Raw genomic sequence first — 18,654 nt, 5'->3', positions numbered from 1 at the left:
TTTCTGTTTTTATATTTACCAATTAGGGTTTTGTTTTATATTGCCATTTGTCGTAGAAATTTCGTATGTAGGAATCGGGTAGAGATAATCTTTATTCGGATCAAACCTACGACTTGAAGCACTTTCTTTTACATAAATATTTACTTGATTATATACTTTCTCTCCATTAAGTGTTCCGTTTTCATCTGTTAGATGTCCACTTAATTCTTCTGCTGTACTAGCACTCTCACTTGGATTAAAGAATAGGCCTAACATAGCTTTTGGTAATACATCTTCTGCCGTTTTCCATCTTATGATATCATCATAATGTAATCCTTCATCAATAAATTCAACCATGCGTTCTCTTCTGATTTCCTCAAGCATATCCAATCCGTACGTTTGCACAAATGAATTGGTTAGTTTGGTATTAAAACCTGAACGACTTCTGACATAATTAACAGTTGCTTCAAGCTGATCATCAGTAATTGCGCCATTATATTCAAAAAGAGCCTCTGCATACGACAATAAAATCTCAGCATACCTGATTATCATCTTATCTACAGTCTCCCTTGAATTTGTGTCGTACTCTTCTTTCATATATCCTTTTTTTATAGGATATCCAAAACTTGCACCATTGTTAACACTATCAAAAGGTCTGAATTGCGCTCCTTTAAAAGCTACTTCATTAAGTCTGAAAACTGTCATACCTAAGCGTGGGTCACGGTCTGTAAAAATATCATTGTAATTAACATCTGGTTGATCTCCACCAGGATGCTTATCTTTAGGCAATCCATCACTATATAGAAAATAATCAATGAATTGTCTTGTAATAGATACTTGTTGTGCTTTAGTAGCACTTTGATTATGATAAGTAATTGCATTACTTGCCCCATTCGGACCATACACTTTCACAAACACATTCTCCTTATTCTGACGACCTTCACCATCGAAATAAAACAAATTCTGGAAGTTTGGATAAAGATCATGCTTATTCTCGTTAAACATTATTTCTGCAGCATCAATAGCAATCTTCAAATGATCTTTACTATTACCTTCAGTCAGATTATGATATTTGATATATGTACCTTCATAAAGGCCAACACGGACAAGCATTCCTAATGCAGCAGAACGTGAGACACGCCCCCAGTCACTATCGCTAGACAAGTCGTCAATATCCGGTAACCATTTAGCTGCAAAGTTCAAGTCTGTATAACATTGCTGTATTACAGTCTCACGAGAGTCTCTTCCTTTAAAGATATCAGGATCTGTTGTACTTTCAAATATTTTCAAAATCAAAGGGACATCTCCATATTTCTTCACCAAATCAAAATAATAATAAGCACGGAAAAAACGAGCTTCTGCCAACCAACGATTTCGAATATCTTCATCTATAGGTGTCTGTTCTCCTTTTATAATAATATTGTTACATACTCCTATTTTATTATAAGGATCACTCCAGTCCGTTGACTTTTCAGGAATATTACGACTACCTGAAGAAATTTCATCCGGAGTTGTTCCTATCATTTCATCCGAACGTAAGTCATGTCCTCTTCCTGTTAGAAAGCCTGGTAAATCAATATAAAGGCGATTACAAGCACCACGAAGGTCTGTTTCAGAACGCCAAAAATTTATGTCACTCAATGTTGTCTCAGTCTCTCTATCCAAAGAACAATTACTGAAACAAAAAATAGCAGTGGTAAGTAATAAAAATATCTTTTTCATTTTATTTTTTTTAGAGGAATTAGTTAGAATGTAACATTTAGTCCTAAAGTCCAGCTACGGAAGAAAGGATATGAACCTCTCGGGGCCTCATTCTCTACTTCTGGATCCAGAACTTCGAGCATATCCGATATTTCAAACAAATCTTGACCGGTGACATATACTCTTAATTTTTGTATATATTTCTTTGATACAGGTATTGTATATCCTAAAGTTACATTTTTCAATCTTAAGTAAGAAGCATCTTGAATCCAACGGTCTGCTGGTTTAGAATTAAAATCATCTCCTTTATACTGATACAAACGAGGCCAATAAGCATCCTGATTTTCAGTTGTCCAATAATCCCTATGTATAGTCCAAGGCATCTCTCCATCATTTGCCAATGGGAACATACGAGAATTCAAAAGAAGATCACGTTTACCTACCCCTTGGAACATGAGTGAGAAATCAAAACCTTTCCATTGAGCAGACAAATTAATACCATATATATAACGTGGAGTTGTGTTACCCAACTGAACCAAATCACCTGAATCATCAGGTTTACCTCCACCTACTCCAATAGTATGATCAGCCTCTCCCTGTGCAACATATTTAACATCTCCACCATTGATAATACCATCATTAAAAGACTCATATCCTGGATGATCAGCCTTATATTGTAGATATTCCTCACGACTTGACCAAAAACCATCTGTCTTATATCCCCAGATTGTATTAATAGGATAACCTTCCAATAATTTAACAACTCCTTCACTAACTACACTTGCACCATCATATTTCAATAATCTATTCTTACTATCAGAAATATTAAAACCAACTTGGTAATTAAAATCTTTAATTTGGTCTCTCCAACTAATATTTAAGTCCCATCCCCATGTTTTCAATTTTCCTACATTCAAATTCGGTACAGATATACCAATTTGGCTAGGTAACTGTAAAGCAGCTAACATATCATTATTGAATTTCCAATAATATTCAAAACTACCTGTAAGTCGATTATTAAAAAGTCCAAAATCAAGACCAATATTAGTTGTTTCTATTGTTTCCCAAGTCTTATCTACAGAAGCCATACTTTGTTGATAAAACCATTTTTCTCCCATATACGTAGCCGGATCATCATCATTTGAATAGACAATCAAAGGTATATAGTCATATAATCCCAATACAGCACCATTACCAAGTTGTCCCCAGGAAGCTCTTAACTTTAAGTTACTAACCCAGTCAGCATTGAACCATTGTTCTTCATTTACACGCCATGCAGCAGAAACAGAAGGGAATGCCTTCCATCGTCTTGAAGGAGCCAAACGTGAGCTTCCATCATAACGTACATTAGCTTCAAATAAATATTTTTCTTTGTAATTATAATTAAGTCGTCCAAAATAAGACATCATTGCCCATGTCTCAATATTATCTTGCAATATACTATTGGTTGATACTGATGTATCATAATAATTGAATGAGAAGAAATCATTAGACAACATATTCAAAGCCGTACCTGATATTTGATCAACCCTATAATTTTCATAAGAAGTTCCAGCCAGAATACTAAAATTATGCTTACGATCATTCAAATCAAAAGTATAATTAACGGTTGCTTCAAGCACATCATGATACTCTTGGTTCTTTGCTTTATATAAAGAATTTGCCGGATTTGTAGTTCTACGTATATCACCAACATAACTATAGTAATAAAGCGTACGTGAATTTCGTTCTTGTGAATAATAACCGGCACGTCGTGAAGCACTAAGGTTAATACGCAGATCCTTTATGAAATCTTTTATGGTTAATTGAGCTTTACCCATAAACGATTCATATTTTGTTGTTTGAACACCGGCATTTTTCATTATATCTATAGCATTATCTTGCAAATCACCATTCCAAGGACTTGGATAGTTTTCTGCTTCCGGTTGGTAGATAGGCTGACGTCCACGGTTTTCATACAATAAAGTAAAAATATTTTCAGGACCGTATGAATTTTCCCTTTGATCATCTCCATTATATTGTACATTAATACCTAAATCTACGTACTTATTTAGTTTGGCATCCATCTTAGCCAAAAGATTATAACGTTTATAATCATCTGGACCGTATGCCAATAAACCATTCTTATAATAATATCCTGCAGACAACATATAATTAATATTGTCAGTACCGCCACTTACAGATACAGAATGGTTATGTTGCATTGTGAAATTTTTAGTACCTTCACCCAACCAATCCACACTATCAAACAAATCCCAACGTCCATTAGCCAAAGGACGGTAATTAAAGTTTGGATTACCTATCCACGAACTTTTTTCCGCATTCCATTCTGGACCACTAACAGGAATACGTGATTGATTAATAAAATCCTGTTCTTCCCACGCTGGCAAACGTTCCGGCATGTTACCAGGAATATTAAATGACGCATATCCATTATAAGTAACCTTTGGTTTACCTGCAGCTCCATTTTTTGTAGTAATAAGAACTACACCTGCAGCAGCTCTGGCGCCATAAATAGCACAAGAAGCGGCATCCTTCAATACTGATATAGATTCTATATCATCAGCATTCAACAAAGCCATATTTCCCTCCACTCCATCAATCAATACCAGTGCCTTTGCATCATTTACAGAAGAAAAGCCTCGGACTTGAATAGATGCACCTTCAGAACCGGGTTGACCACTTGCACGTGTAATAGTAACACCCGGCATCTCACCTTGTAAAGCAGAAAGAGCATCCGTAGCGGGCTTAGATGCTATATTTTCTCCGTCAATGGAAGAAACAGAACCAGAAAGATTAACTTTCTTTTGTACGCCATAACCTACTACAACAACCTCGTCCAATACCTCATTATCTTCCGACAATGTAATAATAAATTCATTTTTGCCTTCTAACGCGACCTCCTGCGTTCCATATCCAATGAAAGATACTACTAAAAAACCATTATCAGGGACTTCAAGACTAAATTTTCCATCCATATCTGTAATAGTACCTACAGTAGTCCCTTTTACTGTAACATTTGCACCAGTGATAGGACCAAAATTGTCTTTAACAATACCAGTAATTTTCTTACTTTGCAAAATTTCATTTGTAGAATAAGTTTCTGCAGACAAAACAAGTGCAGGATTGTCGGCATATCCCGACACACAACAAGCACTAATCAAGAGCGGAAACATCATCCGTTTCATGCATTTTTTTTGTTGTTCATTCATAGTTATAAAAACAGTAATTTACCCGATGATAAATCAAATTAGTGCATATTCAATTTACCATTCGGATTTTTAGTTAACATATTAATAAATAGGATTGCAAGTGCACTAATCTTCCCTTGAAACCAGGGTAAACAATCCTTTATATTATCAGGCAATAAAACTACCATAATATCCTACTTAATTCACATACCTCCATTTTTTTAATTTCCTGTTTACAAAAATATATAGAATAACAGAAGCATTGTTATAACTACGTTTGTTTACTTTTCAATTATGAGTATTAATATGTTGATTTTTTCCAATACAATGTAGAATTCGTACAACAAGACATTTTTACCATGATTAATATTAAAAATATAAGATACAAGTTGACTAATAAATGCCTTTTCAATGAATACAAAATACCCCATTCATAAACTATAAAATTTGAATAGGATCTAAGTATTTACAATAATTTTAAGTCACGATATTATATTTATATTAGCATAAAACGTAATCAACATAATAAAGGACAAAAGATACATACAAAAGAAATAATCAATATTTTTAAAAAGAATATCATATATACATACTAATATCAAAAGTGTAATTTTGTATTGTAACAATAACACAAATAAATATGAATAAATACAAATTATTTTTTTCAACAATTTGTTTAACGAGTATTTTAGCTTGTCAGACAAACAAACCAAATGAGTACGCATGGATAAAAAATGCACTTGATGTTTCATCAACCCAACTACAGATAATGGGAAACAGACTAAAAGACTGTGGAATGTATCCTCGTAGTATCCATCAACATTGCGATACCATGTTTATAAGTAAACAGTTGGAACGTGATGTCTCCGTGTTTATAGATTCTTTGGAATCTACTTCCACCCCTGAACAGTACGGAAAGATACTGTTATGCCCCCCAACGGATTGGACCAGCGGTTTTTTCCCAGGCTCATTATGGTATGCCTATGAACTAACAGACAAAAAAAGTTTAAAAGATCTTGCAATACACTACACGAATGGTCTTGATACAGTACGTTATATAAAAAATACACATGATATAGGTTTTATTATAAATTGCAGCTATGGTAATGGATATAGAATTACACATGAGGATACAATAAAAAATATAATAATAGAATCAGCGAATAATTTATGCACTCGTTTTAACGATACTATAGGATGTATCCGCTCATGGGATTTCGGAGAATGGAACTACCCTGTAATCATAGATAACATGATGAATCTGGAATTGTTGTTCAATGCCTATAATATTACATCTAATGTAAATTATAAAAATGTAGCATACAAACATGCCATGACAACTCTAAAAAACCACTTCAGAAATGACTATACATGTTATCACATTGTAAGCTATAATAACGATGGCAGCATTGAATATAAAAGAACCCATCAGGGGAAACATGACGAATCAGCATGGGCAAGAGGACAAGCATGGGCTGTTTATGGTTATACTGTATGTTATAGAGAGACAAAAGATTCTACGTTCCTGAATCAAGCCGTAAACGTAGCAGATATGATAATGAAAAGAGTTAAAACAAATGATATTATTCCTTTATGGGATTACGATGCAATAAACGACAAAGACACACCACGTGATGCATCAGCTGCTGCTGTAACAGCTTCTGCATTTATAGACCTAAGTATATTAAGCAACAATAACAAATATTTCGAATATGCAGAGAAAATACTAAAATCACTATCCAGTGATAAATATCTGGCAAAAGTTGAAGAAAATCAAAACTTCATTTTAATGCATTCTACCGGTTCTATACCTAATGGTTTTGAAATTGATGCTCCACTAAATTATGCAGACTATTATTTTTTGGAAGGGCTACAAAAATATATGAAGGTAAAGAATATACAATATTCAGATTTATAAATAAAAAAATATAGGAAGACATTAAAACCTAATTATTGAGGTACAATTAAAAATCAATAGGTAATATAAATGCAGTCCGAATAAACTCGGACTGCTTATTATTTATAACTTAAACCTATAGCTTGCTCCTGCCCTTACCCATATTCCGGGTTGAGGAATATTGCCATGGTCATAGTATGTCTTGTTCAGAAGGTTGTTTCCTTCTACATATATCTTATACTGAGGCGCATTCCATGAGAGTCGTGCATCTACAAGCGAATACGGCTCGTATGGCACCATCGAATTACCTTTCTGGTAATTACCCATACGGTCCTGCCAGCGGTATGACACGTTCATCTCAAGCAGTTTCCATATTCTGAAGTTCGCCTGTGCCACGAACTTATGTCTGAGATACTCCAATGCATATTTCGACTGTAGATTTGGTGTAGTTTCCTTATCCTGGTTAATATAGCTGTAAGACACATTGACCGAACGCACAAAAGCATCACGCTGCATCAATTCGCGTATATCAACAAGAACAGAAGCCTCAGCACCCATTGTATTGATTACGGCATGATTAACCGACTGCCATGGAGCGTCATCGCCCTGCGATATATCCTTTATCCAGTCTATCATGTCCGTTCCGTGATAGCGGTACAGACTCAGAGTACCACGTATTCCCGGACGAAGATACTTCACTCCCACTTCCACTGCCTGCATTTCCTCAGGTTTCAGATACTTGTCGGCTTTATGACCTCCAACGGAATAATACAGCTCTGTAAAAGTAGGCATACGCAATGAGGTATTGTAAGAGGCATAAACCTTCCAGTCGCGCGCGAACTGATAGCTGGCATCAACACCCGGATAGAAACGGAACTTCATTTCATTTCCGGTGTTCTTTACGGCTATCACTCCCGCTGAAAGAGTGAAACGCCTCAACACGATATTATGTTCCAAATGAAAACTCAGATTGGTCCTGTTAAGTCCGAGAGTAAAATCGGCATCAGCACCGGGAACTTTTATCGGAGAATTAAGCGGTTCTCCAAGCGATGTACTCCTTACACCTTCATTCCTGAACTCCGCTCCGAATGCCGTTTTTCCGAGGAATGTCTGGATGTAGTTGTTTAGATTTACACCATAGACATCGGTCTGATGATAATTGAAAGGAGATTTTTCCGGCATTCCACGATAAAATTCAAATCTGTCGTCCGAACGGTTCCAATAGACAGACGGCTTGAAATGATAGACATCGCCCTTTGTTTCCGCCTGAACAGCAGTGTAATACTTTCTTACGTGCTCGAACTGCTCGTCGGAAAGAGTGCTGTAGAAAGTGTTCGCGCCATAATCCTTGTTTGTGAAACCTGCATGCCAACGTACATCCACCTGGTCGTTCTCATATCGTCCCTGATAGAAGAGCCTTGCATACTTGAAATCGGCATTAAGATTTCCTGCCTTGCTACGACTAAAACCGTCACTACGGCTGTAACTGCCAGAGACCTGGTTACTCAAACCATTCTTCACATGGCTTACCATAGCTCCGCCTTTGAAATAGCCGTAAGAACCGCCGTCGGCAAACACCTCTGCCCCGCTGTCCTTTGCAGTTCGCGTAACGATATTGATAGCTCCCACCAGCGATGATGTGCCATACACACGTCCTGCAGGTCCTTCCAAGACCTCGATACGTTCTATTTCACTTAATTCAACAGGAAAATCGGTCGCATTATGGCCAGTTTGTGGGTCGCAGAGGTTTATTCCGTTCAGAAGGATAGTAATTTGGTCGAACGTTCCCCCACGAATACTTATGTCCGTTTGTACTCCCATGTCACCGCGCTGTCGGACATCAACGCCGGCGGCATACTTTAACAGGTCGTTAATACTCTGTACAGGGGCGGCGACAATAGCCTCGCGGTCGAGTACAGTCACGATTCGTGCTGCCTGGCTCACTGTGAGCGGCACACGGCTGCCGGTTACCTCCACTTCCTCCAGTTCATACATTTTCTCGCCTGCATTGTTGTTCTCGGCAGTCTGGGCTGATACACCCGTAACAGGTGCTGATGCCAGCATGGCTACTGTCATCACCCCGATACTTACCGGAGATTTCAATGTGGAGAACACTGCATACGAGCGGTTGGAATAGCGTCTGAAACGCATAGTCCGGCTGCTTTTCTGAATGTTTTCTTTCATTGGTTAATAATTAAATTGATTAAAAATGCGGGGCAAAGATACAAAAGTTTAGATAGAAAACAATAGATGGCTAAATTCACACAGTCGATACGATAATATGACCAACAACGGTTTTCAACAGCATGATAATACTTTATCAACATTTATCAACAATATGTTAATAAGCTGTATATCAAATAATATTATAACCTATATACACCTGTATATCAACAGCCCATAAATAGATATCAACATATATGTTAATATCAATAGAAGCAATAACATCTGAATAAATAATAGAGTAGGTATAGGCAATATTAAAGGAGATAAAGTATGTTTCAATGAACATTACTTTACCTCCTTTAATTTTCAGATAAGCAATAGCTTCCTGACTCCTTTAATCAATAATTATTTCACTTCAACAGATTCAACATATTTATTTCCAAATCTGTCTGTCACTGTCACTTCAATGTTTTTCGCTCCTTTCGATGGTTTTACGGAGAAGAAACAATAATCATTTGCCTGCGGAGTTGTCCCTTTGGACTTCAAAGTACCGTCAGCATGGCTCCTGCTCAAGTACATTGTGTAATCAGGGTCAACTGAAGAAAACGACTTCATTTCTCCTTTATTCTTTCCGTCTTCTTTCCATTCCACTTTCCAACCTTCATCCCAATTCCATACCTTAACGCATAATTCATCTACGTGGTTAGGGAAAGTACCTATCGGATAAACCTTAATCTGATAGTTTCTCGGCATAGCCAATGTCTTGTAATGCCACTGCAATCCAAGAGGAGAAGACTCAAACACCTGATAGCCCATAGGAGTTCCATCATAAGCATATTTACAATTGCCAAGCCACCACGCGCCACCTATAGATGCAACCATGTGTTCCCTTACATTAGAACGCAACAATATGTTTGAATGAATATGTGTATGACCTGTAAGAATTGACACATTGTAATCCTTAAGAATATCCATCAGTTCTTCCGCACCTTCCAGTTTTTTGTCAATATAATAGATATAAGCCGGAGCATGCATTGCCACAAACACATGAGAACCCTTTGGTATGTATTCAATATACTTTCTCACCCATTGGAGCTGTTCGGACGTAATCCTTTCATCATATTTACGGTTTCCTCTGTAATCAATATTATCAAGAACTATATAATAATCACGTCCCATATTGAAAGCATAGTAGTTGGGACCGAATGATTCTTTATATACAAGCTCGCTCTTCTTGTTGTCACTGAAAAACTCTTCATGGTCATGATTACCTATGACAGGATATACAGGATAGCCTAAAGTCTTCAAATCATCTTTGAATCTGCCATAAGTTTCCTGATTATCCCAAACCAAATCGCCAAGCAGAATAGCCGCTACCGGAATGCTTCTGTCCATGTATTCCTTTCCATAGTTTCTCAGGTCAGGTAAAGCCTCATTTTCCATCCTGAGATATGCGGTATCATTACCCGGCTGTGTATCGCCTACGGCAAACATTGTATATCTGCCTTGTGGAACACTGTACTCGAAAAGTTCAAAATCATGTTTCTTTGCCGAAACAGATTTGTAAAAACATGGTGTTCCTGTAGAATAAGAAGCCACATAGCCCGAAGGTGTCACAACATATACAAAATCAGATAAAGAAGTGTCTGTGTCAATTCTATAGTTACCAAGAGAATCTGTTGTAGTGAAGTTCACTCCATCCGTAACAACTACATCACTTAATCCTTTTTTACCGCAAAACACCTTGCCTGTTATTTCTTTTGAACAAACATTTATACTGTTTGCCAAAAGAAACATACTTAAAAAATAAATATTACATTTCATAAACTATACTATTATATTATTTAGTTCTTTAGTTTTTGAGTTTATAAGTTTGTTATTGATTTGATAGCCAAACAGGAATAAACTCAAAAAACCATAAACTTACTTATTCAACTGAAAAAGTTTGATATTATCAATAAACCAGCGTTTGTAAACAGAACTTCCGGTCGTTTCTTTGTTGTCACCCCAGCCGTCAGACTTTATGCTTATACGGGTGTCCTTTGTTATTTCAACTCCTTCAAGAACAATGTCGGCATGAAGCCATTCGAGCTTATCAACTGTGTCAACAAACGAATGTCCTATCGGCTCCAATTCCGTCACTTTGTCTCCATTTACAATGGAAACAATAATCTTAACAGGGTCGAATTTCCTTGTTCCTCCGACCATAGGGGCCCAGTCGAATGAAAGTGTAAGTTTCGTACCCTCCGGAACATTTTCTATTGAAGGCAAAGTTAGACCGGCCTGATAGTCTGTCTTACCAAACTTGAGATAACAATCCTGCAGATAAATAGCACGTCCCGGTATCTCTTCCAATCCATATCCACGAGCCAACAATGCTTCTGAAGCCAATTGTCCTTCAGCGTTCTTCGCCGTATATATTTGCGGAGCTTCACCCGTTCCATCATTCTCCACAGTCTGTCCGGCACCGCTATTCTCTGCCCATGGCTTCAACCACTCAAAATTTTCAGAGAAGTATATAACCTCATATACTCCGTCATCCTGTATTGACTCAAGGACAATTCTTACAACAGGAGCCGCCGTTCCGGAATAATAGCCTTTCAATATCACATAATGACCATTCAAATTGCTATAATCCCCAGAAACATCAACCAAAGAAACTGAGTTTGCAGCACCTTCTATTGTTATGACATTATTCAGGAACACTCCTCTTAAAGTAACATATTCCCTTTTGTCGGAAGTGTAGGAATCAATCTTGTCTGTAATTTCAACAGGTTGCGGATGATTTATTTCATGGCCTTTGGACAACACAGTAACTTTATCGCAAATGATATTGGACAGCTTATATGTATCGGACTCTTTCGTTCCCATTATATATACTTCATCGCCAACCTCAACATTCTCGGATGTCTCAATATAAATGTTACTGTCGAAAGAGGCGCTTGTGACAATACATCCGCCGGTTGTCACCGCAGAGACATACGCGCCCGGGACTATAACTACTGTTCCATCTTCCAATGACACTACATCAGATACTGAATATTCCTTACAGTCGCGGTATTTGTCTCCATCCTGTGAGACCTTCACTTCTGCCCTGCTGGACAGAGTACTTCCTCTAAACACCACTGTAGCCTCTCTCGGATTGTCTATCGAACCATCTCTCATATTCTCAGACACGGATATCGTAACTTCCGTGGTTCCTGAACCTGTAGCCGGTGTAACTGTGACCCACTCTGGAATTTCCTCCATGTACCATTCCGCATCAGAGTAAACTGTTATTATTTTCTCAGTCGGATTCTGAGCAGAAAAAGTCAAGGAGCTCGTACTTGCGAGAACCGCACGCGCCACATTATCTTCTTCCTTACTACAACCGCAAAGTAAAGCAACCATGAGGCACAACGCCGGCATAAATATTTTATTTGTAAATTTCATAATAGCCTATATTATATTTTACACATATTATTTAGAAATCAAGACCATCATCCCATCCCGGATTCTGTGTCAGGTTCTTGTTTAAAGAACGCTCGTTGATAGGAATCGGATACAGATAATCACGCTCCTCGTTGAAACCGTTGCGTACTATGTCCTTATGGCGATACACATATCCGCTGTTATCGCCAGTAAGCGTAATGTCCTTACCTATTTCATAAACCAACACCCCTTCTCCGGCTTCAGGTTTGACGCCACCATTCGCATAAAGTATTACGTCCGCTTTTCCATCACCGCTCAAATCATATTCTCCGGGGCCTGGGAAATACATACCATAGATGTCCTGGTCAACGCACGCTCCGGCTTTCCAGCGTACCAAATCGTCGAAACGGAAACCTTCCTGCATAAGTTCGATGGTACGTTCGCGGCGTATTTCCAATATCACGCCTTTGTTGCTGCCTGTCACATTAGGATATCCATGTTCCTCAGACGAGAGATAACGGTCAGGATTGGCATTCGCCGCATCCATATCCAAGTGGGCATCGTTCATGCCTACACGGTCGCGCAGCAGATTAATGGATATATTCAGGTCTTCCTGATTCAATGTTCCCAATTCAGCCTTAGCCTCGGCATAGTTCAACAAGACTTCAGCATAACGATATACCGGAAGGTCGCAGGTAGAATAGCTCGGACGGTCCACATTTCCGCCACATGCTGTCGGATCTTGTACGAATTTAATAGGCTGATAGCCGGTAATGCTGGTCGATAAGTCCGGTGGAAGTACTGTAGTAGTACCGATACGAGTATATCCGGGAGTACGGATGCTCTGTGCCAGACGAGGGTCTCTGTCCTTGACCTCTTCAGCAAACTTCATTTCCTGCCAACCCTGTTTGTCGGTAAATCTGGTTCCATCTTTCATCAGATACGTATTCACCATCTTGCGTGTCAACCCCGGCTGTCCCTGAGTGGCAACCAACGCATGTCCGGTTGCATTGTGGTATATATGCAAACCGAAGTCGAAGTTAATGGCAAGGATATATTCGTCCGGATTGGCATTTTCCTCGGCAAAGAGCATCATGTAGTCACTTTCCGGATGTCCGGTGGAATACAACTTATAAGGACCATCATGCATAATCTCATAAGCCGCCTTAGCTGCCTGGTCAAGATAATAAGTATAATCGTTACCTTCCAAAGTCAAGTTGTGATACTTGCGGTAAGTTCCCTCGTAAAGGCAGAACTGAGCTTTCAGCGCCAACGCTGCCCAGCGGTTCACACGGTAAGGGCTGCTCGGCTCTTCTTCTCTGGTGGGAAGGTTATTAATGGCAAATTCAATGTCTTCTAACATCTTGGTCATGACCAATTCGCGCGAGTCACGCGGTTTGTAGAGGGCATCGTCAGAAGAACCCAACTCAACATCATACCAAGGCACATCGCCGAAACGTTTTACTTTTTCAAAATAGAAGTATGCCCTGAAGAATTTGGTAAGTGCTGTATATTTGGTTACGGCTGCCTTGTCCTCACATTTGTCTATATTAGCCAGGAGGGTATTCATCTTGCGCAAGTCCGTCCAGCTCCATCCTCCACCGGAGGCGGGAACAGTACGTTTGTTTCCTCCGATAATTTCGTCCGACAATTTCTGCTGCACATAAATGTCACTCTGGTCATCGTAAGGCGACTTGTCCAACAGATTATTGTAGAAACTGTTGCTGAAAAGCTGTAAATCGCTCTCTGTCTTGAAATAATCATCCTGAGAGATTTCACTTTTCGGGCTTAGGTCAAGCATACTGTCACATGAGGATAATCCCACCGAAAGGCTCAAAGCCGCTATAATAAATCGTTTCATATATATGTTTGTCTGTTAGTTGAATAATGATTAGAATGTGATGTCAACCCCGAACATGAATGTTTTCTGCCAAGGATAGTACATACGGTTGTAAGTGTCATTGCTGCGGTCGAAAGCTGATTCCGGATCAATGTATTTAGTATGCTTCTTCAGCGGCGACCAGTAGCATAGGTTCTCACCTGAGAAGTAGATACGTGCCTGCTCAACACCTATTTTCTTTGTAAGGTTCACCGGAATGGTATAACCTACAGTAAGATTCTTGAAGCGCAGGTAGCGAATATTCTGCAAGTAACGGTCATTAACCTTACTTAGAGGACCGGAAGTGGCTGAATATGCCATCGGGCGTGTAAAATATGCATCCTTATTGTCTTCTGTCCATACCTCATCCATGAAGTTCTTCTGAAGATAAGTCAGATACGGATAAGTATAAGCTCCCCAGAACTGTGCGGCATGTGAATCAGGATACCAATAGTGATTTCCAGTTCCTTGGAAGAATACAGATACGTCAAATCCATACCAGCGTAGGCTTGCGTTGAAACCGTACGAAAGACTTGGAAGAGAGTTGCCCAATATCTTGCGGTCTCCCGGATCATCCACAGAATTGCTGCCGATGTCCAATTTCTTGTTATCGTTCAAATCGACAAACTTAAGGTCACCTCCCTGCCATCCGCCGGTTATGCGGTTGTTGATATAGCTAAGGTCAACTTCCTTGGCGTATGCCTGCGCCTCTTCGGTAGTCTCGAACAGTCCGTCTGTCACGAATCCCCAAATTTCACCCAAACGCATGCCTTCGTAATAATCTTTGGCAAAAGTCTTGTCCTTGTTGTCGTATTTGGTGATGTAACTCTTATAGTCGCTCATGTTAGCCCCAAGGGTATATTCCACCGGACGTCCAGCAAGTTCGAACTGGTCTCTCCAGCTTACTGCTATTTCATATCCTCGTGTCTGCAGGTTGGCTGTGTTCATGTCCGGCACACTCGCTCCATATACAGCCGGCAGCTCGATACCATCGGTCAGCATGTTCAATGTGTTACGCACATATCCGTCCACAGTTATGTTCAGTCTGTTTTTCAACATTGTAAAGTCGAAACCCAAGTCCCACTGCTGGCTTGTTTCCCAAGTAAGGTCAAACGATACCGGCGCTCCCAATGTAGAGTACTTCGCCATCGAGCTGCCTTCGCCAAACGAATATTCGGCAAAACTACTCACTGTTACCAATCGCATGTAAGTGTAATACGACGATACATTCTGGTTACCCAGACTACCAAATGAGGCTCTCATCTTCATATTGTCAATATAAGGAGTCAGCGGTTTGAAGAATGGTTCCTCCGAGATACGCCAGCCCAATGAACCTGATGGGAAAAATCCCCAACGGCTTCCGGAAGCAAAGCGCGAAGTACCGTCATAGCGTCCACTCACTTCAAACAGGTAACGGCCCTTATAATCATAATTCAGTCGTCCGAAGAAACCGGCCAGCGCATATTCATTCTGAGCTCCATCTACTCCTGTCACCACCTCGCCTTCTTCATTAACTCCAACAAGGTTAAAATCGTCAAGCGAAGTGGAAGTCAGATTTTCACCGAAAGCCGAAATGTTTTTCAGTCGCATGGTCTCGTAGTTGAATCCGGCCACTGCTGTAAGATGATGCTTGTCGTTGAAAGTATAGTCAAAGTTGGCAAAGACATTTGCCGAATAGTAGTTGCGTGTATTCACCGACTCATCCAGGCGATTGGCTCCGGCACCCGTAGTATAATACTCCATTTCAGCATCAGGATATTCCCTGTAAGGGATATTGTTTGAGCGGCTGGTATTGCGTGTCTGATACAGGCGGTAAGTAAAGTCGGCAGTAAGGCTCAACGGTTTTATCGGCGTAATGACCAGACGGGTTGTATTCGAGAAATCATTCGTACGGTTCACATTACGGTGCGACCCTTCGCCAACGATGATATGTCGTCCGTTACCCACCTTATAGTCTATATAAGGAGTGCCGTAAAGCCATGAACCATCAGGATTCTTCATAGGGAAGCAGGCAAGAGCATGATTTGAGCTGTAAGCCAGAGTGTTCTCCACACTTCCGTCTCCCTGCGAAGTATATTGGGAGCCGTAAAAAGAAGTGTTGTTGGTCATTGTTGCCCACTTGTTGATACGGAAATCAAGTTTAGAACGCAGGTTATACTTGCGGTAAATATCGGGATTCATTCTCAGAATACCTTTCTGATAGTCATACGCTCCGCTCACCATATACTTCACGTCCTTATTCCCTCCACTGATAGAAATATTGTGCTGCTGTGTGGGATGTGTGTCATCGAACATCATTTCCCACCAGTCGTAGTTTCCATAATACACCCACTGGCGGCGTCCGTTTCTCATTTCTTCCACCACCCACGGACGGTCAGGATTCTCTGTTTTGTCGTTAACGCGTGCCAGCAACTGACGCATATCCTCGTCAGTATAATTAATATAGTTCTTACCGTTCTCCGCTTTACGGAAAAGGTTTACAGTATAAACAGACCAGTAACCTGTGTCTTCGTAGTCAGTCGATGTAGTAGGCGATTCCCAACCCAAACGGCCGCTGTAACGCACTGTAGCTTTTCCTTCATTTGCTGCACCAGATTTGGTCGTGACCAAAATCACACCAAATGCCGCACGCGCGCCATACACAGCTGCCGCCGAAGCATCCTTGATAACAGAAATAGACTCTACGTCATTGGGGTTAATACGTTCCAGTTCGCCCACCGCACCATCAATCAGCACCAATGGCTCCGCACTATTGATAGATGTGGTACCGCGCACATTAATTGAAGGAGAGCTTCCCGGTACTCCGGATGAAGTCGTAATGTTCAAACCAGGGACAGAACCTTGAAGCATATTGGTAAGAGAGTGAGAGACTCTGTTCTCCAAGGATTTGTTATCCACCATTGTCACGGCTCCCGTAAGGTTTACCTTTTTCTGAGTACCATAACCGATTACTACTGCCTCGTCCAACATGATGGCATCTTCCTGCATATATACCACTATATCATTTTGTCCGGGCTTCACCTTAACCTTCTCGGTGATATAGCCCACATAAGAGAAATTCAGAGTCGCTCCGGAGATGGGTATCTGAAGTTCGAAAACTCCGTTTATATCAGTCACACTTCCCCTGGAACTGCCTTCAATGCCGACTGTTACCCCGATAAGCGGTTCCTGCAAAGCATCCAGTACCCTACCTGAAATAGCTCTGTTCTGTGCCGACAAAGCGGAAGCACTGCCTGTCAGCAACAACAACAGCAAAAAAACATACGAATTGAAAACTTTCATAAATAGATATTTTGTTTAAATAGTAATTGAGTATTAAAAACTGAATTGACAGTCAAGCCCTTTTCCGGGTTTTACCACCATATTGGTAACCTCAAAGTTCACTTTACCTGATGTAATGCCGGCATCGCCCAGCTTTACCGTGATGGTATGTTTTGATTTCGGCTCAATGGTATATGTCCTGAAATATATCAGATTGGCGTCGTGCTCTCCCTTCTTAAGATAGAAAGGCAGGTCTGAATTGTTACGGACAACAAACTGTACACGTTTTTCATTCTTGTTTATCTTTTCGATGGTTACCGACTTTCCGAACAATTCTCTCAGCCACTGTTCTTCACCGATAATCATATCCTTAAAGAATACTGCTGTCCTGCGGTTATCCAACGCCTCCCTGATGCCTTCCGGAGTACGTTCCTTGGCAAAAACCAATGTCATTGTACGGTGTTCACCCTTATTGAAGTCAATATTAGTCTGTATCGGTTGATGAATGTCGGATGTTCCAATCATAGTAAGTTTCTTGTCAAGACACCACTGCAACGCTTCCGGATAATAATGCTCACCGTTTGCCACCTCTATGCCCTGCATACATCCGTTATTGTACAACTCGGTATGTTCCTTCCACCATTTTGTTTCTTCCGGCTGCTGTGAGTCCCATCCCGGATGATTCCAGAAGATAAAGGCTTCCTGCGATTTGGCAGCCTGGAAAGCATCCTTATAGTCTTTGGTGTCCAACGGATTACTGTCTGTCAGGAATATGGCATTGTGATGTCCCGGAGCCATAGGACGGGTAATCTCGCTTCCTTTGATAACAATCACATCCTTATTCTTGGCATAATCCTTCATAATCTCGTACGAGCGGTTATGGTCGGCCTGTATGTCTTTCTTATGCGGCCTGTATTCGATATGCTCCGTGATGGCAATGGCATCCAACCCTTCGGAATATGCCTCGTCAACTCTCACAGTAGGCCAAACCAGACCATCTGAGAACACAGTGTGCATGTGAAAATCACATTTCAATGTTTGATACTTGTCAAGGTCCGGTATATCAATGCTTTTATCAACAGCTTGTCCGAATCCCATTTGTACAATCCCGCATAAGGCGAGAGACAGAAAAAGTTTTTTCATAATCTGAGTCTTTTAGTTTTTATAGT

The 18,654-nt window shown here is 40.1% G+C and carries 9 protein-coding genes; 1 reads left to right on the top strand and 8 read right to left on the bottom strand.

All coding sequences use genetic code 11. The features are described from left to right. Positions 1 to 15: 15 nt before the first annotated feature. Both OCV82_RS10135 and OCV82_RS10130 read right to left on the bottom strand, forming a co-directional pair. Positions 16 to 1,701 carry a RagB/SusD family nutrient uptake outer membrane protein gene (locus OCV82_RS10135; RefSeq protein WP_154044266.1) on the bottom strand — a complete coding sequence of 562 codons (1,686 nt, stop codon included), beginning with the start codon at positions 1,699 to 1,701 and terminating at the stop codon, positions 16 to 18. Between the two features lie 23 nt (positions 1,702 to 1,724). Then, positions 1,725 to 4,892, bottom strand: coding sequence for a SusC/RagA family TonB-linked outer membrane protein (locus OCV82_RS10130; protein WP_154044265.1), 3,168 nt, complete (start codon positions 4,890 to 4,892; stop codon positions 1,725 to 1,727). A gap of 619 nt (positions 4,893 to 5,511) precedes the next feature. Here OCV82_RS10130 and OCV82_RS10125 point away from each other — a divergent pair. Then, a complete protein-coding gene (locus tag OCV82_RS10125; RefSeq protein WP_154044264.1) occupies positions 5,512 to 6,789 on the top strand; it encodes a DUF4995 domain-containing protein in 1,278 nt (425 codons plus the stop codon). Between the two features lie 102 nt (positions 6,790 to 6,891). Here the strand turns inward: OCV82_RS10125 and OCV82_RS10120 are convergent, their stop codons facing one another. The 6 genes from OCV82_RS10120 to OCV82_RS10095 all read right to left on the bottom strand — a co-directional run bounded on the left by OCV82_RS10120 (position 6,892) and on the right by OCV82_RS10095 (position 18,628). Next, complete coding sequence (locus OCV82_RS10120; RefSeq protein ID WP_154044263.1) at positions 6,892 to 8,952, bottom strand: TonB-dependent receptor plug domain-containing protein; 2,061 nt, start codon at positions 8,950 to 8,952, stop codon at positions 6,892 to 6,894. 387 nt (positions 8,953 to 9,339) lie between these two features. Beyond that, positions 9,340 to 10,731: a calcineurin-like phosphoesterase C-terminal domain-containing protein gene (locus OCV82_RS10115; RefSeq protein WP_262543476.1), complete on the bottom strand. Its 1,392-nt coding sequence runs from the start codon at positions 10,729 to 10,731 to the stop codon at positions 9,340 to 9,342. 126 nt (positions 10,732 to 10,857) lie between these two features. Beyond that, positions 10,858 to 12,366: a BACON domain-containing protein gene (locus OCV82_RS10110; protein ID WP_154044261.1), complete on the bottom strand. Its 1,509-nt coding sequence runs from the start codon at positions 12,364 to 12,366 to the stop codon at positions 10,858 to 10,860. Between the two features lie 31 nt (positions 12,367 to 12,397). Next, positions 12,398 to 14,206, bottom strand: a complete 1,809-nt coding sequence (locus OCV82_RS10105) for a RagB/SusD family nutrient uptake outer membrane protein (RefSeq protein WP_154044260.1) — start codon at positions 14,204 to 14,206, stop codon at positions 12,398 to 12,400. Between the two features lie 30 nt (positions 14,207 to 14,236). Beyond that, positions 14,237 to 17,506, bottom strand: a complete 3,270-nt coding sequence (locus OCV82_RS10100) for a SusC/RagA family TonB-linked outer membrane protein (RefSeq protein ID WP_154044259.1) — start codon at positions 17,504 to 17,506, stop codon at positions 14,237 to 14,239. Positions 17,507 to 17,539: 33 nt separating this feature from the next. Further along, complete coding sequence (locus OCV82_RS10095; RefSeq protein WP_154044258.1) at positions 17,540 to 18,628, bottom strand: Sb-PDE family phosphodiesterase; 1,089 nt, start codon at positions 18,626 to 18,628, stop codon at positions 17,540 to 17,542. Between the last annotated feature and the right edge of the window lie 26 nt (positions 18,629 to 18,654).

Origin of the sequence: Bacteroides cellulolyticus, assembly GCF_025567135.1 — a bacterium.
Lineage (GTDB): Bacteria > Bacteroidota > Bacteroidia > Bacteroidales > Bacteroidaceae > Phocaeicola > Phocaeicola cellulolyticus.
The sequence above is the reverse complement of the archived record's forward strand: the minus strand, read 5'-3'. Positions and strand labels throughout refer to the sequence as shown.

Bases quoted from the DNA above. Each gene is read 5' to 3' on its own strand.
- OCV82_RS10135 (WP_154044266.1), bottom strand. From the start codon at position 1,701: ATGAAAAAGATATTTTTATTACTTACCACTGCTATTTTTTGTTTCAGT.
- OCV82_RS10130 (WP_154044265.1), bottom strand. From the start codon at position 4,892: ATGAATGAACAACAAAAAAAATGCATGAAACGGATGATGTTTCCGCTC.
- OCV82_RS10125 (WP_154044264.1), top strand. From the start codon at position 5,512: ATGAATAAATACAAATTATTTTTTTCAACAATTTGTTTAACGAGTATT.
- OCV82_RS10120 (WP_154044263.1), bottom strand. From the start codon at position 8,952: ATGAAAGAAAACATTCAGAAAAGCAGCCGGACTATGCGTTTCAGACGC.
- OCV82_RS10115 (WP_262543476.1), bottom strand. From the start codon at position 10,731: ATGTTTCTTTTGGCAAACAGTATAAATGTTTGTTCAAAAGAAATAACA.
- OCV82_RS10110 (WP_154044261.1), bottom strand. From the start codon at position 12,366: ATGAAATTTACAAATAAAATATTTATGCCGGCGTTGTGCCTCATGGTT.
- OCV82_RS10105 (WP_154044260.1), bottom strand. From the start codon at position 14,206: ATGAAACGATTTATTATAGCGGCTTTGAGCCTTTCGGTGGGATTATCC.
- OCV82_RS10100 (WP_154044259.1), bottom strand. From the start codon at position 17,506: ATGAAAGTTTTCAATTCGTATGTTTTTTTGCTGTTGTTGTTGCTGACA.
- OCV82_RS10095 (WP_154044258.1), bottom strand. From the start codon at position 18,628: ATGAAAAAACTTTTTCTGTCTCTCGCCTTATGCGGGATTGTACAAATG.